Source organism: Bacillus sp. YH3-2-B2 (assembly GCF_053663335.1).
Genome location: NZ_JBSJQE010000001.1, coordinates 65,569 through 91,978, shown reverse-complemented (window position 1 = coordinate 91,978; position 26,410 = coordinate 65,569). Strand labels below are relative to the sequence as shown.

General features: G+C 47.3%; 26 protein-coding genes. 13 read left to right on the top strand and 13 right to left on the bottom strand.

Annotated elements, in window-relative coordinates; translation table 11 throughout:
* Window positions 1-134: 134 nt before the first annotated feature.
* The gene (locus tag ACWJJX_RS00550) at window positions 135-983 is read left to right on the top strand and encodes a polysaccharide deacetylase family protein (protein WP_025649537.1); all 849 of its coding nucleotides are present in this window, start codon (window positions 135-137) and stop codon (window positions 981-983) included.
* A gap of 33 nt (window positions 984-1,016) precedes the next feature.
* Here ACWJJX_RS00550 and ACWJJX_RS00545 read toward each other — a convergent pair whose 3' ends face one another.
* The 3 genes from ACWJJX_RS00545 to ACWJJX_RS00535 all read right to left on the bottom strand — a co-directional run bounded on the left by ACWJJX_RS00545 (window position 1,017) and on the right by ACWJJX_RS00535 (window position 3,195).
* Window positions 1,017-1,787, bottom strand: coding sequence for an NAD-dependent protein deacylase (locus tag ACWJJX_RS00545; RefSeq protein WP_454022650.1), 771 nt, complete (start codon window positions 1,785-1,787; stop codon window positions 1,017-1,019).
* Window positions 1,788-1,811: 24 nt separating this feature from the next.
* Window positions 1,812-2,927, bottom strand: coding sequence for a mechanosensitive ion channel family protein (locus ACWJJX_RS00540; protein WP_003155296.1), 1,116 nt, complete (start codon window positions 2,925-2,927; stop codon window positions 1,812-1,814).
* 163 nt (window positions 2,928-3,090) lie between these two features.
* Window positions 3,091-3,195 carry a YhdX family protein gene (locus ACWJJX_RS00535; protein ID WP_003155299.1) on the bottom strand — a complete coding sequence of 35 codons (105 nt, stop codon included), beginning with the start codon at window positions 3,193-3,195 and terminating at the stop codon, window positions 3,091-3,093.
* A 169-nt stretch (window positions 3,196-3,364) separates the two neighbouring features.
* Between ACWJJX_RS00535 and ACWJJX_RS00530 the strand changes: the two genes are divergently transcribed.
* The 3 genes from ACWJJX_RS00530 to crcB are packed head-to-tail and all read left to right on the top strand — an operon-like array spanning window position 3,365 to window position 4,834.
* A complete protein-coding gene (locus ACWJJX_RS00530; protein WP_121984135.1) occupies window positions 3,365-4,081 on the top strand; it encodes a glycerophosphodiester phosphodiesterase in 717 nt (238 codons plus the stop codon).
* A 1-nt stretch (window position 4,082) separates the two neighbouring features.
* Window positions 4,083-4,478 (top strand): fluoride efflux transporter FluC, encoded by a 396-nt coding sequence (locus tag ACWJJX_RS00525; protein WP_070081569.1) that lies wholly within the window; start codon window positions 4,083-4,085, stop codon window positions 4,476-4,478.
* A complete protein-coding gene (crcB, locus tag ACWJJX_RS00520; RefSeq protein WP_121984134.1) occupies window positions 4,475-4,834 on the top strand; it encodes a fluoride efflux transporter CrcB in 360 nt (119 codons plus the stop codon). The genes ACWJJX_RS00525 and crcB overlap by 4 nt, the downstream gene beginning before the upstream one ends.
* A 13-nt stretch (window positions 4,835-4,847) precedes the next feature.
* Here the strand turns inward: crcB and ACWJJX_RS00515 are convergent, their stop codons facing one another.
* The 3 genes from ACWJJX_RS00515 to ACWJJX_RS00505 form a co-directional block, all read right to left on the bottom strand.
* Complete coding sequence (locus tag ACWJJX_RS00515) at window positions 4,848-6,236, bottom strand: hemolysin family protein (RefSeq protein WP_146276428.1); 1,389 nt, start codon at window positions 6,234-6,236, stop codon at window positions 4,848-4,850.
* 229 nt (window positions 6,237-6,465) lie between these two features.
* Window positions 6,466-7,710 carry a beta-ketoacyl synthase N-terminal-like domain-containing protein gene (locus ACWJJX_RS00510; protein ID WP_146283676.1) on the bottom strand — a complete coding sequence of 415 codons (1,245 nt, stop codon included), beginning with the start codon at window positions 7,708-7,710 and terminating at the stop codon, window positions 6,466-6,468.
* 32 nt (window positions 7,711-7,742) lie between these two features.
* Entirely contained in the window at window positions 7,743-8,927 is a 1,185-nt protein-coding gene (locus ACWJJX_RS00505; protein ID WP_025649535.1) for a pyridoxal phosphate-dependent aminotransferase, read from the bottom strand.
* Window positions 8,928-9,106: 179 nt separating this feature from the next.
* On the opposite strand from ACWJJX_RS00505, the gene ACWJJX_RS00500 reads away from it, so the two are divergent.
* Together ACWJJX_RS00500 and ACWJJX_RS00495 are read left to right on the top strand one after the other, a co-directional pair.
* Window positions 9,107-9,532 carry a MerR family transcriptional regulator gene (locus tag ACWJJX_RS00500; protein ID WP_014304704.1) on the top strand — a complete coding sequence of 142 codons (426 nt, stop codon included), beginning with the start codon at window positions 9,107-9,109 and terminating at the stop codon, window positions 9,530-9,532.
* Window positions 9,533-9,593: 61 nt separating this feature from the next.
* Window positions 9,594-10,928 carry a hemolysin family protein gene (locus ACWJJX_RS00495; protein ID WP_017417354.1) on the top strand — a complete coding sequence of 445 codons (1,335 nt, stop codon included), beginning with the start codon at window positions 9,594-9,596 and terminating at the stop codon, window positions 10,926-10,928.
* A 45-nt stretch (window positions 10,929-10,973) separates the two neighbouring features.
* On the opposite strand, the gene ACWJJX_RS00490 is transcribed toward ACWJJX_RS00495, so the two are convergent.
* Window positions 10,974-11,573: a lysophospholipid acyltransferase family protein gene (locus tag ACWJJX_RS00490; protein ID WP_003155309.1), complete on the bottom strand. Its 600-nt coding sequence runs from the start codon at window positions 11,571-11,573 to the stop codon at window positions 10,974-10,976.
* A gap of 238 nt (window positions 11,574-11,811) precedes the next feature.
* Between ACWJJX_RS00490 and sigM the strand changes: the two genes are divergently transcribed.
* The 3 genes from sigM to ACWJJX_RS00475 are packed head-to-tail and all read left to right on the top strand — an operon-like array spanning window position 11,812 to window position 13,647.
* Window positions 11,812-12,303, top strand: a complete 492-nt coding sequence (gene sigM / locus ACWJJX_RS00485) for an RNA polymerase sigma factor SigM (RefSeq protein ID WP_003155312.1) — start codon at window positions 11,812-11,814, stop codon at window positions 12,301-12,303.
* Window positions 12,293-13,369 carry an anti-sigma factor gene (locus tag ACWJJX_RS00480; protein WP_088005355.1) on the top strand — a complete coding sequence of 359 codons (1,077 nt, stop codon included), beginning with the start codon at window positions 12,293-12,295 and terminating at the stop codon, window positions 13,367-13,369. Before sigM ends, ACWJJX_RS00480 begins: the two co-directional genes overlap by 11 nt.
* Window positions 13,357-13,647 (top strand): anti-sigma-M factor, encoded by a 291-nt coding sequence (locus ACWJJX_RS00475; RefSeq protein WP_003155315.1) that lies wholly within the window; start codon window positions 13,357-13,359, stop codon window positions 13,645-13,647. The genes ACWJJX_RS00480 and ACWJJX_RS00475 overlap by 13 nt, the downstream gene beginning before the upstream one ends.
* 36 nt (window positions 13,648-13,683) lie before the next feature.
* Here ACWJJX_RS00475 and ACWJJX_RS00470 read toward each other — a convergent pair whose 3' ends face one another.
* The 4 genes from ACWJJX_RS00470 to ACWJJX_RS00455 form a co-directional block, all read right to left on the bottom strand.
* Window positions 13,684-15,039: a sodium-dependent transporter gene (locus ACWJJX_RS00470; protein ID WP_070081565.1), complete on the bottom strand. Its 1,356-nt coding sequence runs from the start codon at window positions 15,037-15,039 to the stop codon at window positions 13,684-13,686.
* Between the two features lie 114 nt (window positions 15,040-15,153).
* Window positions 15,154-16,557 (bottom strand): amino acid permease, encoded by a 1,404-nt coding sequence (locus ACWJJX_RS00465; RefSeq protein ID WP_014304702.1) that lies wholly within the window; start codon window positions 16,555-16,557, stop codon window positions 15,154-15,156.
* A gap of 330 nt (window positions 16,558-16,887) precedes the next feature.
* Window positions 16,888-17,757, bottom strand: coding sequence for an SDR family oxidoreductase (locus tag ACWJJX_RS00460; protein ID WP_353574839.1), 870 nt, complete (start codon window positions 17,755-17,757; stop codon window positions 16,888-16,890).
* Window positions 17,758-17,836: 79 nt separating this feature from the next.
* Window positions 17,837-18,940: a citrate synthase/methylcitrate synthase gene (locus ACWJJX_RS00455; RefSeq protein ID WP_024085068.1), complete on the bottom strand. Its 1,104-nt coding sequence runs from the start codon at window positions 18,938-18,940 to the stop codon at window positions 17,837-17,839.
* Between the two features lie 109 nt (window positions 18,941-19,049).
* Here ACWJJX_RS00455 and ACWJJX_RS00450 point away from each other — a divergent pair, with 109 nt between their 5' ends.
* Window positions 19,050-19,925, top strand: a complete 876-nt coding sequence (locus ACWJJX_RS00450; RefSeq protein ID WP_015239479.1) for a LysR family transcriptional regulator — start codon at window positions 19,050-19,052, stop codon at window positions 19,923-19,925.
* Between the two features lie 68 nt (window positions 19,926-19,993).
* On the opposite strand, the gene ACWJJX_RS00445 is transcribed toward ACWJJX_RS00450, so the two are convergent.
* Window positions 19,994-20,818, bottom strand: a complete 825-nt coding sequence (locus tag ACWJJX_RS00445; RefSeq protein ID WP_024085067.1) for a C40 family peptidase — start codon at window positions 20,816-20,818, stop codon at window positions 19,994-19,996.
* 458 nt (window positions 20,819-21,276) lie between these two features.
* On the opposite strand from ACWJJX_RS00445, the gene ACWJJX_RS00440 reads away from it, so the two are divergent.
* A complete protein-coding gene (locus tag ACWJJX_RS00440; RefSeq protein WP_229153927.1) occupies window positions 21,277-22,656 on the top strand; it encodes an alkaline phosphatase in 1,380 nt (459 codons plus the stop codon).
* Between the two features lie 37 nt (window positions 22,657-22,693).
* Here ACWJJX_RS00440 and ACWJJX_RS00435 read toward each other — a convergent pair whose 3' ends face one another.
* Window positions 22,694-24,100: a SpoVR family protein gene (locus tag ACWJJX_RS00435; RefSeq protein WP_454022649.1), complete on the bottom strand. Its 1,407-nt coding sequence runs from the start codon at window positions 24,098-24,100 to the stop codon at window positions 22,694-22,696.
* Window positions 24,101-24,269: 169 nt separating this feature from the next.
* On the opposite strand from ACWJJX_RS00435, the gene ACWJJX_RS00430 reads away from it, so the two are divergent.
* On the top strand, window positions 24,270-25,784 hold the full coding sequence (locus tag ACWJJX_RS00430) for a mechanosensitive ion channel (RefSeq protein WP_031378438.1): 1,515 nt from the start codon (window positions 24,270-24,272) through the stop codon (window positions 25,782-25,784).
* A gap of 133 nt (window positions 25,785-25,917) precedes the next feature.
* Complete coding sequence (nsrR, locus tag ACWJJX_RS00425; RefSeq protein ID WP_003155328.1) at window positions 25,918-26,352, top strand: nitric oxide-sensing transcriptional repressor NsrR; 435 nt, start codon at window positions 25,918-25,920, stop codon at window positions 26,350-26,352.
* The last annotated feature ends 58 nt before the right edge of the window (window positions 26,353-26,410 follow it).

The following is a 26,410-nucleotide window of genomic DNA, read 5'->3' as shown; positions in this document are numbered from 1 at the left end:
ATCTTTTCTATGTCTTTTCCAGTTTTGTTCCTGTATACTTGATTCGACATACATATGCTGTTAACTTATGGCACTTCGCAAGCCTCCGCTGTTATCGGCATTATGCAGAAACTTATGCTACTGGAGAGATTGTTATGCGCAACACAAAAGAAGGTGCTTCCCCTTCTCTGTTTTCATTAGCTTTTAAACTTACGAGTTTAGCAGTTTTGTGCGGACTGCTTCTGGTAATCGTCATAATGGGATATTCCGCTTCCGCCGCAAAAAACAAACAGGTCACCGTGACCGCAAACGGGCAGCTTCGGGATGAAGCAGAAAGCCTGCGGCTGAAAAATGATTCTCCCGACGTCTTAATGAAACATTTGCAGAAAGAGCGTGACCCAGGGAAAAAAACGGTATATTTAACCTTCGACGACGGGCCGTCTCCATATACTGAACAGCTGTTGAATGTATTGAAGGCAAATGGCGCAAAGGCCACTTTTTTTATGCTTGAACCGCGGATGAAAGCCTATAAGCATTCCGTGCAAAGAGCGAAGCAGGAAGGAATCGCGCTCGGCCTGCACGGCGTGACGCACGATAATCACCTGTTTTATCAAACACCGACATCGCCGCTGAACGAAATGCAGCAGGGACGCGATACGCTCGAGGCAATCACTGGAGTAAAAACGGATCTTGTCCGCACGCCTTACGGCAGTAAACCGTCATTGACGGATGCCCAGATTAAGAATCTCGAAAAAGGCGGATTCGTGTACTGGGACTGGACGATAGACAGTGAAGACTGGAAGTACAAAAACGCACGGTACGTGCCGGAAGTATTAAATCAGCTCGCATATTTGGAAAGCGTTCATACGAGCAGGCCGCATGTCATTTTAATGCACGATCTGCCTGCGACGGTGCACGCTTTACCGAGCCTGATTCAAAAACTGAAAGCCCAGGGCTACTCCTTTGATGTTCTGACGGATCAAATGATTCCCGTCCATGAATAAAAAAAGCCGGATCTGTATAGGATCCGGCTTTTTTTATGTCGCGGCGCTGATCCGTTTTGCAAATTCACCGATCTTCTCATGGATGACAAGATCAAATAAATGGTCGCAATATGTCGGCTCAAGGTTAATGATCACCTGCTTCAAACCGGGAATCCGGTCCGCATCCTCAGGGACAAACCTTGCCGGCGCCACTTCAAGCGAAGTGCCGATCACAAGAAGAAGATCAGCTTTATCAAGCTTTTCATAAAGGGTTTCAAAATGCTGAACGAGATCGCCGAACAGCACGACATCCGTTTTTAATACGGTGCCGCATACCGCATGATCCCCGATTTCCGCCGTACATTCCGGCACTTCGTCCTTCAGCAGATGAGAAAGCCCGTAGCGCGCTCCGCAGCGAGGGCATGCGGCAGTCTGAATTGAACCGTGAAGCTCATAGACACTGCTGCTTCCCGCTTTCTTATGCAGTCCGTCAATGTTCTGCGTGAAAATGTCTACCTGCTTTCCCCGCTTTTCAAGATCCGCCAAATACGTATGGCCGGCATTCGGCTCATAGCTTCCGCTCATTTTCATCTGAAAGAGCTGTTTGAATTTAGGCCAGAATTCACGCGGACGGCGTTCAAAGTATTCCCTGCTCATCGCTTCCATTCTGGAGGTGTCTTCGGTCCATATACCGCCCGCCGAACGAAAATCGGGAATGCCGGATTCCGTGCTCATTCCCGCTCCCGTCAGCACCAGGATACGTTCAGCCTGATTGATCAATGTTATAAACGCTTCCACTCTTCCACCGCCTTTTCTTTTTATCATATCATGAAAAAAGAACGGCGCCTGTTATGCCCGTTCTTTTTCTCCGGAATGATCCTTCACATGAACCGGATCATCGTGGCTCTTCTGTTTTACGAATACATTCTGGCCCGGATAGGCGAACTCCACGCCTTCCTCAGCAAAAATATCAATAATCCGGCGGTTGATATCCTGCCGCACGTCCAGGCTTTCCGCCCAGACGATGGTCTTTGTGTAAAAGTTGAAAAACAGATTGTAATAGCTGTCCGCAAACACGTCAAAGTTAACCATAATCGTATCATCATGCACGCCTTCATGTTCACGAAGCATTTCCCTGAGCCTTGTGATACACCGCTCTAAACGATCAATCGGCGTCGCATAAGAAACACGAACGGAAAACGTGACCTGGCGCTTCGTCATCCTCGTCCAGTTTGTGATGGCTTCCATGGACAGCGTTGAATTGGGTACGGTAACAAGCGCCCCCTGCGCCGTCCGGAACCTTGTGCTTCGGAATGTGATATCTTCAACGCCCCCCGTCACAGATGACGTCTCGACCCAGTCGCCGATCGTAAACGGCTTTTCCGTAATGATGATAATGCCGCCGAAAAAATTGCTGATCGTATCTTTAGCCGCAAGCGCGAAGGCCAATCCGCCAAGGCCGAGTCCGGCCACGAACCCGTTTACATCATAATTGAATTCCTGCGCGATCACACTGACGCTGAGCGCGAGAATGACAAAGCGCAGCACCTTGGATAAAAACGGCGCCAAAATGTCATCCATATCAAGCTCAAAACGCTGATTGACTTTATGAAATAAAAACGAAGACGCCGATGTCAGATTGCAAAGCCCCCAGGCGATCAGCGCTATGATCAAAGAGCGGTACATTTTTTTGACAATGTCCATCTGTCCGTCTAAAAACGGCGAATACTCAATCGCCAAAAACAGACCCAGCGCCACGAAAAACCATCTGGCCGGCTTGTCAAACGCTACGGCAATCTGTTTGAATATGTCGGTTTTCGGCTTGTTCGCCAATTTGTAAATGAGCTGAAAAAAGTATTTGACAAACAGTTTTCTCAAAACGAGAAAAGCCGCTAAAATTCCGATGCTGATACTGATCTGCAAAATATGGTCAAGAGTAAAAAAGCTCTGAAATTGTGTCATCATGGCATATGCTCCTTTGTCTTGTCGAAAATCTATTATACTAAAACATTCGGACATCAGCTTGTTTTATTGTCTTTAGGCAACCTGAAAAACCCCGGCATCAGAGCACAGCCGGGGTTTTTCACACATTCGTTCATCTTTCAGCCAGATACAACAGGGTCAGGCACTATTTCTTCTTTGATTGTGTCTGTTTCAGGAGAGTCGCTTTTTGGATTTCAGCATCGGTTTCGGCCTTAATTCTTTCTTCCACTTTCAATCTCCCTTTTCCCATGATCTCGCCTCCTTTTTGCCATTATAAAACATCACTGCGGATTGTAAACCGAAAAAAGCACTATCTTTATTCCAAAAAAATACTGTTTTGCACATTCACCAGTTTGAATCGCTGTGCATATACGAATCTGATATAATAACAGAAATGCCCATGAGGGGAGCTGACAAGCTTGTATACCATCGCTCATCGCGGCGCATCCGGTTACGCGCCCGAAAATACATTTGCGGCATTTGATATCGCTGCCGAAATGAACGCTGATTTCATTGAGCTTGACGTCCAGCTCACAAAAGACGGCCAGATTGTCGTCATCCATGATGACAAAGTCGACCGGACGACGGACGGCTCCGGTTTTGTAAAAGATTTTACGCTGAAGAAGCTGCAGTCTCTGGACGCCGGCAGCTGGTATGGGGCTGAGTTTAAAGGGGAGCGGATTCCCCTGCTCGAAGAGGTTCTGGAGCGTTATCATTCTGAAATCGGTTTTTTAATTGAACTGAAAGGGCACATTTCTCAAGTCGGTCTTGAAAAAGCAGTCGGCCAGCTGTTAAGCAGGTTTACCTTTTCCACCCACCCTATCGTTCAATCATTCAGTCTCAAGTCGATTCAGACCTTTCACGACATGTATCCGTCCGTTCCGACTGCAATTATCGCAAGACCCAGCTTCGGGATGTTTTCCAAAAGCCAGCTGGCCGCTTACAAATCAGCCGCAAATTATGTCAATATTAAATATACCCGCCTGAATCGGTTCTTGATTTCCACCGCTCACAAACACGGCCTGAAAGTATTTGCCTGGACGGTCAGAAATCACAAGACGGCCGAAAAGCTGCAAATGATGGCAGTTGACGGCATTGTAACTGATTTTCCGGATATTATTTCTAAGGATGGCTGATATGAAACAATACATCGCAATTTTTATCGGAGGCGCGCTCGGCGCATTGCTCCGCTTTGAAATGAGCGCGCACATTCACAGCGGATCTTTCCCTGGTGCCACTTTCCTCGAAAACGCGGCGGGAAGCCTTTTACTCGGTCTTATTACGGGTTATTTCATCATTCGGGCTAAACGCCCTCTTTTGACCGCCTTTTTAGGAACCGGTTTTTGCGGAGGTTTCACGACGATGTCAACCTTCGCAAAAGAAACCATTTTTCTGCTGCAATCGTCTCCCGCAGCGGCTTTTTGTTATGCTGCCGCGACTTTATTCGCTGGTCTTGCCCTTGCATACGCCGGCATTTTTTGGGGACGGCGGATTGCCCTTCACGCAGCGGGAAGGGGGCATGATACGCCATGACGATTGTCCTGATGCTTATCGCGGCGGGTATCGGAGCGGTATTACGGTCTCTGCTGAGTAAAACAATTTCAGAAAGAACAAAAGGTTTTCCGATTCCGCTTGGAATGGCTGCGGTCAACCTGCTCGGCTCCTTCGGCCTCGGCATATTCACCGGATTGGGTCTGGATAATCCTTCTGCCGGCATCATCATCGCGACGGGCTTTTTCGGTGCGTTTACGACCTTTTCCACCTTCAGTATTGAAGCCGTGCAGCTGATGATGAACAATCGCATAAAGGAAAGTCTGCTCTACATCGCTGTTTCAGCAGCCGGAAGCCTTTTGGCATTCTGGTGCGGCTTTGTTATGATATCCATTTAAAAAAACCTTGAGCTTATTTTTCGCTCAAGGTTGCGTTATGAAGCATGACCGTTTCCGGCACGGGCAGCGGGCGGTTTATTGTCCCCTGACCGCCCGGGCGGCCCTGTTCTTCTTTGAGTTCAAGCTGTTTAATAAACCGGCCGTCCATTTCTAATATGAGGGCAGTGTATCCCCCGATTTGTATCGACTCACCCGCACAAATGTCAATATTCCGTTTCAGCACAAGACCGCCGATCGTATCGACTTCCTCTTCAATCTCTGCGCCGAGAAGATGATTCACCTGATCGATCCGAACCTTTCCGTCCAGCACATAATGGCGTTCGGACAGCTTTTGAATCTGCGGCTGTTCGTCCTCATCAAATTCGTCTCTGATATCGCCGACGATTTCTTCAAGTATGTCTTCGGTCGTCACAAGACCGGACGTTCCGCCGTATTCATCAGACAATATCGCCAAATGAATCCGTTCTCTCTGCATTTTTATCAGCAGGTCGTGTATCGGAATCGTCTCGATGACTTCAATCACCGGGCGGACGTAAGACGTGATGGATACTTCCGCTTTTTCATCTTCTGTCATAAACAGCAGATCTGAAAAGAGATGCTTCGTATTGATCATGCCGATCACACTGTCTTTGTCCCCGTCCGTTACGGGCCAGCGCGTATATTTGTCTTTCAGCATCATATCAAGCATTTCCGGCACGTCCATATCGGTGGAAACAGCCGCGATTTCTTTTCTCGGGATCATGATTTCCTTGGCGATCCGATTATCAAAATCAAAAATTTTATTCACAAATGTATATTCAGACGGATTGATTTCTCCGTTTTTTAAACTTTCTGACAGCAGGATCCGCAGCTCTTCTTCAGAGTGGGAGCCTTCATGCTCAGATGCCGGCTTTAATCCGGCCAAACCGGTCAGAATTCTCGCGGAGCCGTTCAGCACCCAAATAAACGGGAACATGAACACGTAAAATAACCGAAGCGGTCCGGCAATCCATAACGTCAGCTTTTCCGCTTTTTGAATCGCAACCGTTTTAGGCGCAAGCTCACCGACGACGACATGTAAAAACGTAATCAGCCCGTACGCCGCAGCAAAAGCAGTCACATGCTCGGCTGAATCCGGAAGCCCCATGCCCTGAAACACAGGATGAAGCATCCGCTCAAATGCAGGCTCTCCCAGTACGCCGAGCCCGATGGATGTGAGTGTAATGCCAAGCTGCGAGGCGGATAAATACTCATCAAGATCCGTAATGATACGCTTTGCGAGCACCGCCCGTCTGTTCCCTTCTGAGATGAGCTGATCGATTCTGGATCTCCTCACTCTGACGATCGCAAATTCACTCGCCACGAAAAATGCCGTTAACGCAATGAGCACACCGATTAAAATCAAACTGTCAATATCGTCCATTTCACCTTATCCCGAATTGAAGGATAAGGACGTCACCTCCTGATTTCATCGTTTTTTCTTAAGCGAGAGGAACGAAATGGGTGATTGACTACACAGAGGGCCCCATCCTGCCACCTCCTAAGTCAAAGCATGATTGTCATTTGTATAGTTTATTGTATCACAACTCCATTCTTTCATCATTTTCAGATTTTTCATCATATAAAAACAGCCTTCAAAAAGAAGGCTGCCGTTATCTGCTTCGGAAATGATTTTCTAAACAAAGCGCCGTATTAATCCCTCCGAATCCCATGCTTAAGCTTAACGCATGGTGTACGGTATGGGCGCTCGGCCCGTCGGTCACCCACTGAAATGAATCGTCAATCGGCTCCGTTAAGTTTCGGATCGGATGAAGCTTGTTTTCCCGCATTTGCAAGAGAACAGCAATGATTTCCACCGTTCCGGCCGCACTCAGACCGTGTCCGGTAATCGATTTTGTCGCATTAATCCGCGCGTGCGACAGGCCGCTTTCAGAAAGCGCCCGGCATTCAGTCTTATCGCCGATCGGCGAACCAGTGCCGTGCGGGTTGATGTAATCGATCTCTTTCGCTGAAAGACCGGCCCGCTCCAGCGCCTGGCGGATCACCGTCATTTCGCCCTCTGCTGAAGGATTCGGGTTGCGGTTCGCATCGGAAGCCATCCCCCAGCCCTTTAAGCCGGCCCACGATCGTGCGCCCCTCTCTTCGGCAGATTCAGCGCGTTCCAGCACAATCGCCCCGCACGCCTCTCCGAATATAAACCCGTCCGTATGCCGGTCAAACGGGCGGCAGGCGGCTTCAGGCCGTTCAGCGTATGTATCAGTGCCCATCGCTCCCAAAGAACGGAGAGCGTGACACTCCATGTACGACAGATCGGCCAGCGCCCCGATCACGATGCACCGGTCAAACAGGCCTCCTTTGATTCCTTGAGCAGCCTGGATAACCGCCGCCTGGCCGCTTGCCGACGCGCCGCCGACCGTAAAGGCCGGCCCTTTTATCCCAAATTGCTCCGTGCAAAGCCCCGACAAATCACTATCCATAAAAGAAAGCCCGTATGTCGGATTTACAAATTGCGGCGTTTCACCGTTTTTCTCAAAGGCCTGCAGCAATTCGCGCTGCGTCATATTCGACCCGCCGATGATCAGACCGGTGCGGCTGTGATCAGCGCCGTCTAATTGAGCGTCATGCCACGCTTCATATAAAGCGATAAGCGCCGTCTTTCCAGATAATGCGGCCCTTCGGTACAAGCGCTTCGACAGCGCGTCCGGCGGCGTTAATTCGCTAAGCTCCGCGCCGATAAACGAACTGCCTTTCTGCCGGCCGGGGCGTTTCATCACATCAAAGGCGTGCCGCCCCTCCATGAGCGCAGCGAGAAACGCCTCCTTGCCTTGTCCGACCGCGGTTAAGACTCCGATTCCTGTAATGCTGATGTCTGATGTGCCATTATTTCTCCTCGACATGTGTCCGTTCTCCCATCTTTATATATTGGAAGCTATGAAGAAAAATCTTGATACAGTGCTTTGAAAATATCGCGCGAATATCTGATCTGTTCCGAAGGCACGCTGAAAGATAATCGGAAATAGCCGCTTTTTCCAAATCCGCTGCCAGGTACGATCAATAGTTTGTATTTCTGTGCGGCATGCATGCAGAACGCCACCTCGTCTTCAATCGGTGATTTCGGAAAGACGAAAAAGCCTCCTTTCGGCATTTCAAATTCGAAGCCGGCTTCTGTGAGGATGTCCACCATAAGGTCTCTCCGCTTTCTGTAAGGTTCAGCGTCAATCGAAAGATCATCCATTTTCGCCACGGCGCGCTGCATCATGACCGGAGCGTTCACAAAGCCGAGCGTCCGGTTGCAGAAAACGAATGCATCCGTCAGAAGATCGCCCTCAGGCATTTGGGCGTCCGCCGCGATATACCCGAGCCTTTCCCCCGCAATGCCGAGATCTTTACTGAACGAACTGACTAAAATCACGCGGTGATACGCCTGAAACGGATTCGCCTGCTCTTCTCCGTAGATCAGCTGGCTGTACGGTTCATCAAATAAAATAAATATGCTTTGGCCGTTCCGCTCTTCGGCTTCTTTTAATAAGGCGCCCAATTCGTTAAGGTTTTTCTGGCTGAGCACAGTCCCCGTCGGATTATGCGGCGTATTGACGATCAGTCCTTTCGTACGGGGGGTGATCGCACCTTTAACCGCTTCAATATCAATCTCAAATGAGTCAGTCAGCGGGCAGATGACGGGTCTGCCGCGGTAATTTTCAACATACGCTTTATATTCCGCAAAATAAGGCGAAAGAAGGATGACTTCTTCCTCCGGGTTTAAAATGCTCTTCAGCGCGACATTCAGCGCCCCGCCGGCTCCGACCGTCATAACTGTATGCCTGGCGGAAATTTCTGTCTGAAACCGCTCTGACAAAAAGCGGGCAACCTTTTCTCTCGCCTCCGGAAGCCCTTGGTTTTGTATGTATCCGTGCCGTCCTGTTTCAGCCGCTTCGCATAGCGCCTTTTTAAATGTTTCAGGCGGCTCCGCAACCGGATTTCCTATCGAAAAGTCAAACACCTTATCGGCGCCGAACTCTTTTTTCAGCCGAGCGCCTTCATCAAATAGTTTGCGTATCCATGAACCTTTCTCCAGATTCTGTGTCACTTCCCTTGATAAACCGGCCACTGTCATCTGTCCCTTCTGTCTTTTTCTGCCGTTTCTATTTACAATGATTATGAAAGATTTACATGGCGCAGTCAACGCTTTTTCAGACAGCCTGCCGCCCCGTTTCAGGAGAAAGACGGAAAACAATAAACTTGTGCAAACTCCCCTTCATATATTAAACTATTCTCATAACTATAACGTGATGGTTGGGGAGGGATTTAGATGGGGCTGAGACTTATCGCATCAGTGAATTAGCAGAGCTTGCCGGTGTAACGAAACGCACGGTGGATTACTACACAAACCTCGGGCTTTTAAAGCCTGACAGGTCTTGTTCGAACTATCGTTACTACGATACACTTGCACTTAATCGGTTAAAGTTTATAGTCGCTTGTAAAAAGCAGCGATTGGCCCTGTCTGATATAAAAGATCGACTGGAGAACCAGTTTCCCTCTTCAGCCCTGCCTGACGATGTTGGAAATCTGGCATCGGAAATTGATCACATGAATCAAAACATCTCCGGGATCTTGAATCGGTTTGAAAAGCTTGAACCAGAGGAGCGCGCCCAGCTGAAAAAAAGGCTGGCTCCTGAAAAGCTTGCAGTGCTTCAATCATTTATGCTGCTGTTAAGTTAAACCATTATCTTACTAACAGGAGGTGTTACCTTCATCTTCCCAAAAGAAGTGAAGGTTCTAATTGGACATTGTGAATTTGATTTTAGTCGCGGTTTTAATCGCGCTGACGGCATTTTTCGTAGCATCTGAGTTTGCGATAATCAGAATCAGAGGCTCACGGGTTGACCAGCTTATAGCAGAAGGAAATAAAGCCGCAATCGGTGTCAAAAAAGTGACCACGCATTTAGATGAGTATTTATCGGCGTGCCAGCTCGGCATAACATTGACTTCCATCGGTCTTGGTGTCTTAGGCGAATCAACGATTGAACGCTTGCTTCATCCGCTTTTCACAAAGATAAACGTACCAAGCTCATTATCGCATATTATTTCATTTATTCTCGCCTACGCGATCATTACATTCTTACACGTGGTCGTGGGAGAATTGGCGCCGAAAACAGTCGCCATCCAGAAAGCGGAAGCCGTTTCAATGCTGTTTTCGAAACCGCTCATTTGGTTTTACCGCATCATGTTCCCGTTTATCTGGCTTCTGAACAACTCCGCCCGTCTTTTAACGAAGATGTTCGGTCTGGAGACGGTGTCTGAAAATGAGCTTGCCCACTCTGAAGAAGAGCTGCGCATCATTTTATCGGAAAGCTATAAAAGCGGTGAAATCAACCAGTCTGAATTTAAATATGTGAACAAAATCTTTGAATTTGACGACAGACTTGCAAAAGAAATCATGATTCCGCGTACGGAAATCGTCAGTCTGCCGCATGATATTAAAATTTCTGAAATGATGGATATCATTCAGATTGAAAAATATACCCGGTACCCTGTCGAAGAGGGTGACAAAGATAATATTATCGGCGTTATTAACATTAAAGAAGTGCTGACCGCCTGCATCAGCGGCGAAGTATCAGTCGACTCGCCGATTACGGATTTTGTCAATCCGATCATCCATGTGATTGAGTCGGCACCGATTCACGATCTGCTTGTAAAAATGCAGAAGGAACGGGTTCATATGGCGATTCTGTCGGATGAATACGGCGGAACCGCGGGGCTTGTCACCGTTGAAGACATTATTGAAGAAATCGTCGGGGAAATCCGTGATGAATTTGATATCGATGAAATCAATGAAATCCGCAAACTCGGCGACGGCCATTACATGCTTGACGGCAAGGTCCTGATTGATCAAGTGAACGAACTCCTCGGCATCCATTTAGAAAATGACGAGGTCGACACCATCGGCGGCTGGTTCCTTACCCAGAAATACGACGTCGAACAATACGACTCGATTATCGAAGAAGGCTGCGAATTTATCATTAATGAAATTGACGGCCACCACGTCGCATATATCGAAGTGAAAAAACTGGCGTTTGATGAACTGCTGGAAACCGCCGAACAAAAAGAAGCATAACAAAAAAGCTTGCGCGTCTGATACAGACGGCAAGCTTTTTTTCATTTACAGTTGTTCAAGTTTTTTCTCAAGCTCTTTAATTCTGGCATTCAGCTCTTCTGTCATGGCCGCAAGCCTCTCCTTCGGCGCAAGATCGGAAAAGTCCTCCAAAAAAATCGGCTCGCCGATGATAAGCCGCATTTTTCCCTTTTTAAACAGCGCTTTTCCCGTAGACGGCCCTTTATATGCGGCCGGAACGAGCGGCGCTTTCCCCATTTGGGCGATGGTCACGGCCCCTCTTTTCAGCGGGACGTCTTCAGAAGTTCTCGTGCCGCTCGGAAAAATCCCGACAATCTTCCCTTCCTTCAGAAGCTTAATCGGCGTTTTAATGCTGCTCGGACCCGGATTTTCACGATCAACCGGAAACGCGTGAATCTTCTTTAAAAAACTTCCGATCCACTTTTTCTGAAACAGCTCTTTTTTCGCCATATAATGAATCTGATGGGGCAATATCCCGACACCGAGCGTGAGGACGTCCACCCAGCCCGCATGCGTGCACGCGATAACGAATCCTTTATCAGACGGAAGATTCTCTTTATTGTATACTTTGACTCCTCCGCGCAGAGAAAGAATGAATTTGATGGCATTTGCACAAAACTTATACATAACGCACTTCCTTTGTTGTAATGATCAAAAGTGTTCTCTCTCTATTATAACAATATTTTTTATTACCTGGTACTAATAAATATATTTTTCCTCCGCCGATCTCTATCTTTTATGACGGATTTTGGGTACTATAGAGAAATGGTGTTTGATGAGGTGAAAATGAATTTAAGCCGTTTGCATGGAACGTGCAACTTTAAACCTTTCTTATGCGTGTATAACATAGAGGGGAGAAAAGGCAGTGACGATCGATGAAATTTACCAAATGTATATGAATGATGTTTACCGGTTCCTGCTCTCCATGACAAAAGACAAGCATCTCGCTGAAGATTTGCTGCAGGAAACCTTTATGAGGGCATACATACACATTCACTCCTACGACCACAGCAAAGTAAAGCCATGGCTTTTTCAAGTGGCGAGAAATGCGTTTATAGATTATGTCAGAAAACATAAAAAGGAAGTGACCATTTCCGATGACTTAATTGGGAGCCTTTTTCAGACGGCTGTTCAAAGCCCGGCTCATCAGATTGAAATCAAGGAAGTGCTGACAGGGTATATGTCCGAACTTCCCGACAATTATCGGGAGGCCTTAACACTGTATTATTTAAAAGAACTGAATTACAAAGAAGCATCCCATATTATGAATATTTCAGAGGCTAATTTTAAAAGTGTTTTATTTCGTGCCAGACAGCGGCTGAAAGCACTTTATAATAGAGGTGTTAATGATGAATGAAGAATTTAAAAAGCGTTTTTACCAATACAAAAATGGAGAAATGAGCGACCGGGAAATGGCCGCCTTTGAAGAAGAGCTGGAAAAGCTGGAAGTCTATCAGGAGTTGATTGAAAGCGAAATGCAGGACGACCGGGAATGGGACGTCGGCATCAGCCCGGAAAAACAGAAGGCCATTTTGTCATACGGAAAACGCAAATCGTATTTGCGGATTTCAGTTCTCGCCGTCATCTCCACTTTGATGATTTTGCCGCTTTGCACTTTGGGAAGCTACCTCTATTACGGTCTGGGAGGAAAGGAAAGCACCGGCAATCAATTAATGGAAACCGCGGCCGTGACGGTCGCGACCACCATGCCGAACGTCCTCGTCGATACCTCCGGACTGAAAAGCCAGGTGAAGCTGTTTGGAATGAATACAGAGTTTCCGCTGCAAAAGCAGATCGGCACAAAAACGAAATCCGTCGGCGGAGAACGGATTGAAATGTTTTTAGATACGGTCAAATCGCCTGCCGTTAACTACTATGATCTAGACGCGGCACAGGCAAAGCATTATTTCGCCCATCCTTCGGGCTTAAAGGAACGCACGATTGACAAAGCCGGACAGACATTGAAAAAATTGCCTGAAGGAAGCGTGGCGGAGGTCTATCTTTCTTATGACCGGGCCTACCCTTCTTCTCAAGTATATTCAACTTTTAAAAAATACGATGTGAAGTTTTTATGGAACGCGGTCGAAACGGAGAAAAATCTGAAAGACAGTCCTTATGCCGAGCCGTTAGGATTTCCCGGGAAAGATTCCAAGATGGTGTCCTCTTTCGAAACGCAAGGACAGACAGACCGTGAACAATTTATCAATGCCCTTGAATTTATGTCCCGCCATAAAAAATGGGCGCATGCAATATCGAAACGCAAAGACATGAATCTGGGCAGCCGAATCGACTATGTTGAACATCACGGAATGAACGTATACGGCTCTGTCGTGACGGGGCCGACAAAAGAAATCGAACGTCTGCTGAAAAACAAAACAGTAAAAGCAGCAAACATCGGTGAGGTGGAATTATGGAATTGGTAAGAATTTTTAAAGAGCATAATGTTTTCGGCTGGATATCAGTCGGTACCGCGATTTTGTCGCTGCTGCTTTTGAACGTGGCAATCATCAGCAATGTGACTTTCTATTCTTATCAGATGCTGCCGTTTGCGATGGCCGCCGTGCCGTTCGGCATCATTGAGCTGTTTATTAAAAAAGGACGGACGGGCCCGGGACTGCTCGGTGTCATCCTCAACCTTTTCGTCATTGTCTGTGTATATACGATCGTTGCCGTTGATACGAATCTGCAATTCGGTTTTTAAACATAAAAACAGGCCCTTTTACGGGGGCCTGTTTTTTTAAAATGGAAGAACGCCGATTAAATGCAGCAATACGACGATGATAGCCAGCGGCACGAGATATTTCAGAAGGAAATACCACACCTGAAAGAAACGATAGCCGATGGCGGAACCGCTTTTCATCTCGGCGAACAGCTCCCGCTTCGGTATTTTCAGCGGGATGAAGATTGATATTAATAAAGCGCCGAGCGGAATCAGCACATTGCTCACTGTGAAATCCGCTAGATCAAAAAACGTTTTTCCGAACAAATGAACATCACCGAGCACACCGTATGATAAACACGACGGAATTCCGACTAAGAAAATGAGCAGACCGCTTGTCCACGACAGCTTCTTCCTTTTCGTTTCATCACCTTTCCCGACAGTCGCTACGATAATTTCCACCATCGAAAAGGCCGAAGTCAGCGCGGCAAAGAAAAAGACCGCCAGAAAGCTGATAAAAAACAGCGAGCCGAACGGCAGCCGGTCAAACACAGCCGGCAGTACGGTAAACAGCAGTGTAGGCCCTTCATCCGGTTTAAATCCGAACGAAAAAACCGCCGGAAAAATGGCCAGTCCCGCAAACAGCGTGACGAGCACATTCATCACAACAATGGAACCCGCCGATCCCGGAAGGTTTTGGGTTTTCGGCAGATACGAACTGTATGTCACCATGACCGAAACGCCGAGCGTTAATGTAAAGAACGCCTGTCCTAAAGCATATAGGATGGATTCCGGCGTCAAATCTTCAAAGTGCGGAACCAATAAAAATCTAATCCCCTCAACGGCATGATCGAGCGTGACTGATCGCAGCACAAGCAATAGAAACAGCACGAATAAAACCGGCATCAGCACCGCACTGACACGTTCAATCCCTTTCTGCACGCCTTTTGCGACGACCGCCACGGTCAAGATCATAAATACAAGCTGCGCGGCGAGAGTCTGGATCGGATTTTCAATGACCGTCCCGAACACCGTTCCGTACTGCTCCTGAGTGAGCCCGGATAAAGAACCCGTAACAGCTTTTAACACATAAAGCAAAATCCACCCGCCGACAACACTGTAAAAAGACAAAACTAAAAAACAGGCCGCCACACCCACATAACCCGTGAGGTGCCATACCGACTTCGGCGCGGCTTGTTTGTAGGCATCAATCGCATTTGTCTGGCTCCGTCTTCCGAAAATAAATTCACCGAGCAAAAGCGGATAGCCTAAAAGCACGGTAAAGAGGACGAATACAAGAAAAAAAGCGCCTCCTCCGTTCGTACCCGCTACGTAAGGGAACTTCCAAATGGCCCCCAGACCGATCGCCGAACCGGCAGCGGCCATAATAAATCCTATTTTTGAGGCCCATTGAACCCTTTTTTGGTCAGACACGACTTTCCACTTCCCTTCCGCCCTATATTATCCCTTATTCGCTGCGATAACTTAAGCCCATTTCAATATGTTTCATTATTCCGAAAAATAAAAAGGAGCGGCGGGTGCCGCTCCTTACAAATCCCCGTTTAATTTCGAATGCTTTCTCGAATATAAGAAATAAATCACCAGACCGATGATCAGCCAGATAAAGAAACGGAATATGGTGGTGGCGCCAAGGTTAATAATCAAAAATACGCAGAACAGAATGGATAATATCGGAATAAAGGGAACCCCCGGACATTTAAAAGCCCTCGGCAGATCAGGCTGTTTCTTTCTCAATACGATAACCGCTACTGAAATCAGGACAAATGCGGCAAGCGTGCCGATGTTCACCAGCTTCGCCAGCTCATCAAGCGGGACGAGTGAGCCGAGTAATGCCGACAGGATGCCGAACACCCATGTCACCACGTGCGGCGTTTTATGCTTCGGATGGACTTTTGAAAGCGCCCCCGGCACCAAACCGTCACGGGACATGGCAAACATCACCCTCGTCTGGCCGTACAGCATGACGAGCATCACCGTTGTCATTCCCAACACTGCGCCGATATCAATAATCCCGGCCACCCAATTCTGTCCGGCCATCTGCAGGACGAGAGACACGGGATGGTCAACGCCTTCAAAGCGGGCAAACGGAACGACGCCCGTCATAATCGCCGATACGGTCACATACAGCACGGTGCAGACGATTAATGAAAAGATAATTCCTTTCGGCAGATCCTTCGCCGGATTTTTCGTTTCTTCAGCGGCGGAAGAGACGGCGTCAAAACCGATAAAAGAGAAGAAAACGAGCGCCGCGGCACTGAAAACACCGCCGAACCCCATCGGTATAAACGGCTGCCAGTTGTGAGGTTTGACATATACGGCCGCAACGGCGATAAACAATAGAACAACCAGAACCTTCAAAATGACCATAATATTATTGACCCGCTTCGATTCCTTAATGCCTAAGTAGAGGAGGAATGTAATCGCAAGCACGATAACAAATGCGGGGAGATTAAAGAATGTGACCGTGCCTTTAATGGATCCCGGCGCGGCCGTTAATGCAGTCGGAAGATGAATGCCGAAGCCCGCCAAGAATGATTGAAAATAGCCGGACCAACCGACCGAAACCGCGCTGACGGCGAGCATATATTCCAAGATTAAATCCCATCCGATGATAAATGCGAGAAGTTCACCCAGTGTCGCATAAGTAAACGTGTAGACGGAACCGGAAACCGGGACGCTTGAAGCAAATTCGGCATATGACAAAGCCGCAAATAAACATGCAAGAGCGGCGATGACAAATGAAACGGTCAGCCCCGGCCCCGCCGTGACAGCGCCTGTTCCGGTTAATACAAAAATTCCCGTTCCGATGATAGCCCCTATCCCCAGAAGGGTCAGATCAAAGGCCCCTAACTCTCTTTTCAGCGACTTTTCCCCGCCCGTTGCGGCAAGCAGGTCCTGAATGCTTTTCTTTCTGAATATGCTCCCCTTCATCTGCTTCACTCCTTGTAAATCAATATATGTTAGAATATTCAGATAACAATAGCAATAATGACTAAATTCTTATTTTTCGCATGAAATGTTTCAGCACATCATTCCTTTCTCCTACATCATATTATAGCGAAAAATATAAAAATGAAAATAACTTTTTTGAAAATTCTATATATTATTTCAGTTTTCATAAAACAGAACTCAGAGGATTCTCTGCTGTGAAATATTAACATTAGTGATTCGGCTGGAGTCTTCCATTTTTTAAAAATCGTATTCATATGTAATCAAATAAAAATCCCGCACTTTTTAAAAGCGCGGGATAAGACTTGCGTATTATGTTGAAATAAACCTGCCGCCATTTACGTGAATGGTCTGCCCAGTCATATAGGAAGATTCGTCTGAAGCCAGAAGCACGTAAGCTCCGGCGTGTTCCACAGGCTGTCCCGGTCTTCCCATCGGAGTGTCCAGACCGTGCTTTTCCACCTTTTCTTCAGTAAACGTTGCCGGAATCAGGGCGGTCCAGATCGGCCCGGGTGCCACCGCATTTACTCTGATCCCCTGATCGGCCAATGACATCGCCATTGAACGCGTAAAGGAAACGATGCCGCCTTTCGTGCACGAATAGTCGATCAATGATGTGTCTCCCTGATAAGCGGTAATCGACGTTGTATTAATGATGGCGCTCCCTCTTTTGAGATGAGGCAGCACAGCTTTAGTCATATGAAACATAGAAAACATGTTTGTACGGAATGTCTTCTCCAGCTGTTCAGCCGTAATATCAAGAATCCCGTTTTGCGGATGCTGCTCAGCCGCATTATTAACGAGAATATCTATTTTTCCGTAGTGATCTAAGACTTGCCGGACCGCCTTCTGACAATGCGCCTCATCACCGACGTCTCCCGGAATTAACAGGCATTCGGCCTGGTATTCTTCCGCACGCTTTTTCGTTCTCTCGGCATCGGCATGTTCGTCTAGGTACAGGATGGCAAGATCCGCCCCTTCCTTCGCGTAAGCGATCGCAGCCGCTGCGCCGATGCCGCTGTCTCCGCCCGTGATGACGGCGACTTTTCCTTTTAATCTGCCCGATCCTTTTACATCCGGGTCCTCCAAGAGCGGTTTTGGCTCCATGTCTGACTCAATGCCGGGCTGGCGGTTTTGCACCTGCGGCTTTTGTCCTTCCGTCTGTCTGTCCATCGGATTCATATTCTCACACTCCTGCAATTGGTATTACTGAGACGATACCACGCAGTGCGGGGAATTAAACGGACAAATATGCCGGTAATTAAAGCTGCTGAGCCGTTTCGGGAAAAGCGCCGGTGTATTTCGCAGACGGCCTGTAAATCATGTTGTCAGCGGACTGTTCAAGCACATGTGCGCACCAGCCTGCCATTCTGCTTGCTGAAAAGGTCGGCGTAAATAAATCATTGTCGACATCAATGGCCTGCATCACAGCCGCTGCGTAAAACTCCACATTCGTATACAGCTTCCGTCCGGGCTTATATTGCTCTAACAAGCGGATGGCTTCCTTCTCCACATAAAGCGCCAAGTCAAGCGACGGATCATTTCCTGCCACTTCTTCAGCCTTTATGCGCAGCGCTTCCGCCCGCGGGTCTTTTGTTTTGTACACCCTGTGCCCGAAGCCCATCAGGCGTTCTCCCCTCATAAGCTTCGCTGTCAAATACGCTTCTGCATTTTCTTTTTCCCCGATGTCTTCAAGCATTTTCGTGACACCTGAAGGAGCGCCTCCGTGCAGCGGCCCTTTCATCGTACCCAGTGCGGCAGTGACGGCAGACACTAAGTCCGATTCAGTCGAAACGGTGACTCTCGCCGAAAAAGTCGATGCATTCATCCCGTGCTCCATCGCCAGAATCATATACGTCTCAAGCGCTTTCTTTTGGGCTGCGGACGGCTGCCTGCCTGTCAGCATATACAAATAGTTTTCAACGTGTCCGTATCGCGCCTCAGGTGACAGCGCTTCCTGCCCTTGTTTACGGCGGTATCTGTACGCAATAATCGTCGGTGTGACGGCAATCAGTTTAATCGCTTCTTCCGGCTTGGGCGGATATGTAAATGAATCTGTGCCCAAACCCGAAACAGCCGTTCTCAGCACCGCCATGTCGTCCATTTCATCCGGAAGCGTTTCCAGTAAGCCGATCAAATGTTTCGGAAGCCCGCGCTCGGCTGCAAGTTCTTCCTGAAACGCAAGCAATTGCCGCTCATCAGGAAGCGCCCCGTTCAAAATGAGATACGCCGCTTCTTCAAAACTGAATTGCAATGCGATATCCTTCGCGTCATAGCCGCGATATATTAAATGCCCCTTTTCTCCGTCAATGTGGCTGATCGCCGTTTCTGCACAAGTAATCCCTTTCAATCCACGATAAATCAATTTCATTCCCCCTTATCCTCTTTCTGTTATTATAGTAAATATAATATTTAAAAAATAATGAATATTTTTAAGGGAATTAATTAAAACTTTTAATCAGAGGAGTGCATCTATGGATTTTAAATGGCTTCACACCTTCGTCACCGCGGCAAAATATGAGAATTTCAGAAAAACGGCGGAAACGCTTTTTTTATCTCAGCCGACCGTCACCGTTCATATAAAATTATTAGAGAAAGAAATCAGCTGCAAGCTGTTTCAGCGGAGCGGCCGGAAAATACAATTGACGGAAGAAGGAAAAGCATACGTGCCGTTTGCCATGAGACTTTTGGAAGACTATGAAAACAGCATGGCGGAGCTGCACAGGGTGCGCCAGGGCTACTCGCACACGCTGACACTCGCTGTTTCGCCGCTTATCGCCGACACCGTTCTCCCGTCTGTCATGAAGCGTTATACAGAGGACAATAAAGAAACCGAAATGACGGTCACCATTTTCGAATCGGAAGAAATCGCCTCTCAAATCAGAAACGGCTCAGCCGATATCGGACTGAGCTGCTTAAAGGTGCAATCATCTTCCCTCACTTGCCGCCCCCTGTACAATGACCCAGTTGTCCTCGTCGCGCCACCCGGCCGAAAACCCGGGACAGGGAAGGCGGATGAAGTGAAAGACCTGTTCGGACAATATCTGCTTTTGACCCATAACCATCCTGACTATTGGGATGATTTGCTCCGCCAGGTCAGAATACAGTTCCCTTTCGTCAGAACAATGAAGGTGACACAGACGCATATTACGAAACGATTTATTAAAGAGGGGCTGGGCGTCTCATTTCTGCCGCTGTCAGCGGTACGGTCCGAACTCGCCGCAGGCAGCATGATTGAAATTCCGTGCGAATTCGCCCAGATGCCGAGCGCGGGCGCGTACGCCATCGCCCTCTATGAAAATGAAAAAAAGAAAACCTTTTTAGATTTTTTATCACATTTTCATTTTTAGGTGAAACAAATGGAGCTCTGCCCCGTCTAAATAAAAAACCCGTTCGGATGAACGGGTTTCTCTCACTGCTAGAATCTTTTCGCGCCCAGGTAGCGCGGCTTCCAGTAGCTGTTATTCAGATCACTTGTTGTGACGCCGTCAGAACCGGCATGGATGAACTTGTTGTTTCCGATGTACACACCCATGTGTGAAGGGCCGGCCTGATATGTTGTAAAGAAGACGAAGTCTCCTCTTGACGGGCTGGACACGCTCTTCATTGAGCTCCAGTATCCCGCAGTGCTTGTTCTGCCGACACTCGTCTGTTTGTTTAACAGGTACCAGATAAATCCGCTGCAGTCAAAGCCGGAAGTCGTTGTTCCGCCCCATACATACGGCGTGCCGATTAAAGATTGCGCATCAGAAATCAGCTTGTTTACATTCAGGCTCGTCTGTGCAATATTATGGCTGGATGAAGGCTTCTTTGATGACGAAGATCCTGAAGACGCTGAACCGGAAGTTGATCCTTTTACTTTAAGCACTTGCCCGATGCGGATCAGGTCCGTTTTTAAACCGTTTAAACTTTTTAATTGGTTTACCGTCATTTTATATTTATTCGCAATTTTCCAAAGGCTGTCGCCTTTTACGACTTTATATGTAGACGATGATGACTTGCTGCCCGAATTTGAACCTGAAGATGATTTACCGTTGATCGAAAGCGTCTGACCGATGTAAATGATATCCGATTTTAATTTGTTCTCAGATTTAATGGAATTAATTGACGTTCCATACCGATTTGAAAGTCCCCATAATGTATCGCCTTTTTTTACCTTAATCGTTTGCGCAGATGCCGCGCCCGCAAACAAAGTCGTCCCCAAAACCACTGCCGTTGTTGCTGTAACAAGTTGCTTTTTCATATTTTCCTCCCTGAATGATTCTATCTATTTTATGTGTCTCTTTTTTAATGTTTTTATCTGTTTCCTATTATAAGGTTCAATTTCCACTAGAAATAGACTTGACTTCCCGTGACAAATTTCTTACTAATTCGTTTTTGAAAAAAGTTTTTAAGGGTATTAAATATTTCAATTTGATTTCAAACGTGACGAAAAACGAGTCAATTTGTCATGTTTTTTTCCTGTGATCCTCGTATTTTGGAAAAACAAAGCAGTTTACTTTCCAAATAACTCCTTGTTAAAAAAATCCTCGTCTTTTTCAAAAAAGTGAATGGTTTTCACCCTTTCTTGAAAACATAAGTTACACCGGAATTTACATTTCTAACAATGTTTCACCTGAAATTTACAGGAGAAACAGGCGCTCTTTACAAACACCCCCTACCATTAGACATGCAGACACGATTAAAGGAGGACGAGTGAGAATGAGTCTATTTAAACAGGTTCGATCAAAACTTCTGCCGGCGGCAGCCGTATCCGTGCTGACAGCCGGTCTGATTGCGGGCGCGGGGTTTCAGCACTCTGAACAGGCTGCGGCAAAAAAACAGCCTGACAAAAACGAGATCAGAAACGTCATCTTCATGGTCGGCGACGGAATGGGCGCTCCCTATATGAACGCCTACCGTTCGGTCATTAACAAAGGAAAGCCTTCGGATGGTATGAAACTGACGGCATTCGACCCCAATCTCGCCGGTATGATGATGACTTATCCTGACGATCCTGATTCCAATATTACCGATTCCGCGGCGGCTGGCACGGCAATGGCCACGGGCGTGAAAACGTATAACGCGGCGATCGGAGTCGATAAAAAAGGAAAGCGGGTCAAATCCGTCCTCGAAGAAGCGAAACAAAGAGGGAAATCCACCGGACTTGTCGCAACTTCGGAGATTGCCCACGCCACCCCTGCGGCATTCGGAGCCCATAACAAATCCCGAAAGAATATGGATGACATCGCAAGCAGCTACTTTGATGACCGCATCAACGGAAAACAAAAAGTCGATGTGCTCCTCGGAGGCGGCAAATCAAACTTTATCCGTAAAGACCGCAATGTAACAAAGGATTTCAAAAAAGCGGGATACAGCTATGTGACATCAAAACAGGAGCTGAAAAAAGATCGTAACAAGAAGATTCTCGGCCTGTTTGCCGATGGCGGACTCGATAAAGCAATCGATCGGTCAAACGCCGTCCCTTCATTAGAAGACATGACAACGGCGGCGATCGACAGGCTGAACAAGAATAAAAAAGGGTTCTTCTTAATGGTCGAAGGCAGCCAAATAGACTGGGCGGGACATGACAATGATATAGTCGGCGCAATGAGTGAAATGAAGGATTTTGAAAAAGCGTATAAAGCAGCGATCGCATTTGCCAAAAAGGACAAACATACGCTTGTCGTTGCCACGGCTGATCATACCACCGGCGGATTGACGATCGGCGCGAATGACGATAAAAACTGGCATGTTGAACCGATTCTTGCCGCCAAGAAAACCCCGGCATTTATGGCTGACCAAATCAAAGCGGGCAAATCCGTATCTTCCGTGCTTGCGCGTTATACAGACCTGAAATGGTCAAAAGCTGAAATTAAACAGATCGAAACGGCCGCAAAACAGGATGCTGACAAGAGCGTCTACAAAGCGATCATTAAGCTTTTTAATGCGAAAACCAACAGCGGCTGGACAACCGGCGATCATACGGGCGAAGAAGTTCCCGTTTACGCATACGGTCCGGGAAGAGAATCATTTACGGGGCTTTTAAACAACACGGACCAGGCCAAAAAGATCTTTCACATCCTGAAACACGGAAAATAAAAAAGGATGCGGGGGTTTCCCCGCATCCTTTCTTCTTTTACAGATATCTCCGGTGCACTCCTTTGCCGTCATACGAGAACATCACTTCTCTGTCTTCAAGAACAGATTCGATGTGCACGCTCCTGCCCCACAGCTGGTACAGATACGGCAGCACTTTCTCCAAGTATTTCAGATCAAGCTCAATTCCCTCATACCAATGTTTAATATAAAGCTCATTATTCTTCAGGTAATCCCCGTCATTGACGGTCAGATAAGGAAATCCCCCGTTGACCCGCATGTTCACGAGCTGGTCGCGCACGGCCTTCCATTCTTTGTCGATCACTTTATAGTCCCTGCCCTGCTTTTGGAATAAATACAAATCCTCACGCATGACGAGATTTTTCGTCAAATAATTGCGGATAAATGAGATATCCGATTCAATTTCCCTGACCTCAAACATTTTCTCGCGGCCGGAACCGGGCTTTACCCCTGTTTTTTTCATTTCATCTGTCGGGTTGTCATAACGCTCTTCGATGTCTTCAAAAATTTTCAGCCCTAAATAATACGGGTTGATTCCCGTTTTTGACGGCTGAACGACGCCTGCGTTCAGCTTCGCAAATTCGATGGCTTCATCTGAAGTCAGGTCAAGCTCGCGGATAATCCGCTGATGCCAATAGGATGCCCAGCCTTCGTTCATGATTTTCGTTTCCAGCTGAGGCCAGAAATACAGCATTTCTTCTCTCATCATGGTTAAAATGTCACGCTGCCACGGTTCAAGCTCCCGCGAATGTTCTTCGATAAACAGCAGAATATCTTTTTCCGGCCGGGGCGGAAACGGTTTTTTCCCTTTTTTCTTTTTCACCTGCTTCGGCTTATCCATTCCCCATAAATCATCGTAAGGCGATGGCGCGGTTTCTTCTTCGTCCTCCTCTTCGTCATCGACGCTCCACAGCAGCTTTGGCCTGACAAGCGACGGATCGATATGCTCCTGAATCGCCAGAATGGCATCTAAAAAGGACTCCACCTCTTTTATCCCGTGAATTCTTTCATAATGCTTAATCCGCTCCGCCGCAGCCGCCATACTCTCAACCATGTCCCGGTTCGTATTTTGAAAGCGGCAGTTATTTTTGAAAAAATCACAATGGGCAAGAACATGGGCTACAATTAATTTATTTTGGATCAGCGAATTGCTGTCCAGCAAAAAAGCGTAGCAAGGGTTGGAATTAATGACAAGTTCATAAATTTTGCTCAAACCGAGATCATAATGGAGTTTCATCTTATGAAATTGTTTGCCGAAACTCCAGTGGCTGAATCTCGTCGGCATGCCGTACGCGCCGAATGTATAAATAATTTCAGCCGGGCAAATTTCATATCTCATCGGGTAGAAATCAAGGCCGAAACCCTTCGCAATGTCGGTTATTTCCTCAATTGCCCGCTGTAAACCTTTTGTCTCCTCCGCGTTCAAGCGAATCCCCCCTACTTGGACTTATTTATAATGTATGACCCCTCCTCTCAAAAGATGAAATAACAGGCCGGTTTCCGACTGAAAACTTTCGGCACATCCGCCCCGTTTGCTTTATATGTAAGTGGGTAAAACACACACCATACCCCAAAAAGAAAAGGAGCGATTCTACTTGAATACAGCAGACATGCTTACGACGTATCTCAGCAAACTCCCGAATCTGATCATTGCACTGCTCGTCCTGCTTATCGGCTGGGGCATTGCCAAAATCATTGAAAAAGCCGTATACAAAGGCCTGCAAAAAACAAAAATCGACGACAGGCTGTTCGCCGAAAAAAAGCCGGCGCGCTATTCCTCAGAAAAAGTCATCAGTAAAGTCATTTATTTTATCGCATTAATCATCGTTTTTATTCTATTCTTTAACATTCTGCATCTGACAACCGTGGCTTCGCCTTTTGTCAGCATGCTGTCGGCGATAACGGCGGCTGTGCCGAGCGTCTTAAAAGCCGGCTTGATTCTGCTCGTGGGCTGGGCGGCCGCTTCGCTTTTCAGCTATCTCGTCAAAAAAGCGGGCATGAAACTCGCTGAAAACGGCCGGCTCAGAAAATGGACAATGGTGTCTGAAGAAGCGGAGATGAGCAGATCCGTTACGGCCGCTTCACGAATCGTTTTTTACTTCGTCTTGCTCTTGTTCCTGCCCGGCGTCTTGTCCGCTCTCCAAATCAGCGGAGTATCAGGGCCGTTTACAAATATGATCCAAAGCGTTTTGTCCTTTATACCGAAATTATTCGCCGCGGCGCTGATTGTTTTAATCGGCTGGCTTGTTGCCCGTCTCGTCCGTGATATCGTCACAAACTTTCTGGCGAGTATCGGCACGGAAAGGCTCGCCGCACGTATGGGGCTTTCTATTTATCTGAAGGATACGAGCCTGTCGGCAATCATCGGAACGATTGTCTACGTGCTGATTTTCATTCCGGTGATCATCTCTGCGCTTGACCGGCTTGATGTGGCGGGTATTTCTGAACCGGCGTCAGCCATGCTGCACACGGTCTTCACAATGCTACCTAATATCATCATCGGTATTGTGCTGATCATCGCCGGCATCTGGGTCGGAAAATGGGTCAACAGCATTGTATCCGGGCTCTTGCACCGGGCCGGTTTCGACTCTCTTCTCGGTAAAATGGGCTTTGAACAGGCGGGCACCCCGAAGCTGACGCTTTCTCAGACGGTCGGCATGATTGTTCAGATCATCATCGTCCTGCTCTTTACGGCAGAGGCGCTGCAGCTTGTTCATCTCGAATTTCTCGTCGTTATCGCAACCGGTATTATCGCTTACCTGCCTAATGTTCTGGCCGCTGTATTTATTCTCGGAATCGGGCTTTTGGCCGGACAGCTCGTCAGCAGGCTGCTTGCCGGCATGCTGAGCGGAAAGGAATTCAGATTCCTGGCGCCGCTTGCGAAATATACCATTATCACTCTCTCAATCTTTATGGCGCTGGATCAGCTCGGTGTCGCCGACACGATCGTAAATGCCGCGTTTATTCTGATTCTGGGCGGTTTCGCGCTTGCCTTCGGACTTTCATTCGGGCTTGGCGGAAAAGAATTTGCCTCCCGTTATCTCGCAAAATTGGATCGCAAAATTGAAAAACATCAATCGGCTGACGATCGTAAGCCGCCGATGTCTTAACGAAAAAAACGTGTGCTCAGAAGGAGCGCACGTTTTTTTTAAAAGTTAAGGGAGCAAATTCCTTTTTTTTCATTTTAGATTCATATATGATAGACTGTAACAGAAGCAAAATCTCTTTTTTCGAGGTCATTCTATGAAATTAACGAACTATACCGATTACTCTTTACGCGTTTTGATTTTTTTGGCTTCCAGACATTCCGACGAACTTTCCAACATAAAAGAAATCGCAGATACTTATTCCATCTCTAAAAACCACCTCATGAAAGTCATTTACCGTCTCGGCCAGCTCGGGTATGTCGAAACGATCCGGGGCCGGGGAGGCGGAATTCGATTAGGAATGACACCGGAAGACATAAACATTGGAGAAGTCGTTCGACATACAGAAGACGACTTTAACATCGTAGAATGCTTTGACTCCAAAAAAAATCTCTGTATCATATCTCCCGCCTGCAACTTAAAGAACCTTCTGAATGAAGCCCTGCAAGCTTACCTGGCCGTTTTAGACAAATATACGTTAAGGGATCTGGTCAAAAACAAAGAGGAGATTATGAGACTGCTCAGAAGCTGAAGGAATGTCCGCATTCCTTCTTTTTTTTATGCCGGCATAAGAAAAAAGGACTATTTCT

Excerpts from the sequence above, each read along its gene's own strand:
- ACWJJX_RS00550 (WP_025649537.1), top strand. The coding sequence starts at position 135 with ATGCGCAACACAAAAGAAGGTGCTTCCCCTTCTCTGTTTTCATTAGCT.
- ACWJJX_RS00545 (WP_454022650.1), bottom strand. The coding sequence starts at position 1,787 with ATGATAAAAAGAAAAGGCGGTGGAAGAGTGGAAGCGTTTATAACATTG.
- ACWJJX_RS00540 (WP_003155296.1), bottom strand. The coding sequence starts at position 2,927 with ATGATGACACAATTTCAGAGCTTTTTTACTCTTGACCATATTTTGCAG.
- ACWJJX_RS00535 (WP_003155299.1), bottom strand. The coding sequence starts at position 3,195 with ATGGGAAAAGGGAGATTGAAAGTGGAAGAAAGAATTAAGGCCGAAACC.
- ACWJJX_RS00525 (WP_070081569.1), top strand. The coding sequence starts at position 4,083 with ATGAAACAATACATCGCAATTTTTATCGGAGGCGCGCTCGGCGCATTG.
- crcB (WP_121984134.1), top strand. The coding sequence starts at position 4,475 with ATGACGATTGTCCTGATGCTTATCGCGGCGGGTATCGGAGCGGTATTA.
- ACWJJX_RS00515 (WP_146276428.1), bottom strand. The coding sequence starts at position 6,236 with ATGGACGATATTGACAGTTTGATTTTAATCGGTGTGCTCATTGCGTTA.
- ACWJJX_RS00510 (WP_146283676.1), bottom strand. The coding sequence starts at position 7,710 with ATGTCGAGGAGAAATAATGGCACATCAGACATCAGCATTACAGGAATC.
- ACWJJX_RS00505 (WP_025649535.1), bottom strand. The coding sequence starts at position 8,927 with ATGACAGTGGCCGGTTTATCAAGGGAAGTGACACAGAATCTGGAGAAA.
- ACWJJX_RS00490 (WP_003155309.1), bottom strand. The coding sequence starts at position 11,573 with ATGTATAAGTTTTGTGCAAATGCCATCAAATTCATTCTTTCTCTGCGC.
- ACWJJX_RS00480 (WP_088005355.1), top strand. The coding sequence starts at position 12,293 with ATGATGAATGAAGAATTTAAAAAGCGTTTTTACCAATACAAAAATGGA.
- ACWJJX_RS00475 (WP_003155315.1), top strand. The coding sequence starts at position 13,357 with ATGGAATTGGTAAGAATTTTTAAAGAGCATAATGTTTTCGGCTGGATA.
- ACWJJX_RS00465 (WP_014304702.1), bottom strand. The coding sequence starts at position 16,557 with ATGAAGGGGAGCATATTCAGAAAGAAAAGCATTCAGGACCTGCTTGCC.
- ACWJJX_RS00460 (WP_353574839.1), bottom strand. The coding sequence starts at position 17,757 with ATGAATCCGATGGACAGACAGACGGAAGGACAAAAGCCGCAGGTGCAA.
- ACWJJX_RS00450 (WP_015239479.1), top strand. The coding sequence starts at position 19,050 with ATGGATTTTAAATGGCTTCACACCTTCGTCACCGCGGCAAAATATGAG.
- ACWJJX_RS00445 (WP_024085067.1), bottom strand. The coding sequence starts at position 20,818 with ATGAAAAAGCAACTTGTTACAGCAACAACGGCAGTGGTTTTGGGGACG.
- ACWJJX_RS00440 (WP_229153927.1), top strand. The coding sequence starts at position 21,277 with ATGAGTCTATTTAAACAGGTTCGATCAAAACTTCTGCCGGCGGCAGCC.
- nsrR (WP_003155328.1), top strand. The coding sequence starts at position 25,918 with ATGAAATTAACGAACTATACCGATTACTCTTTACGCGTTTTGATTTTT.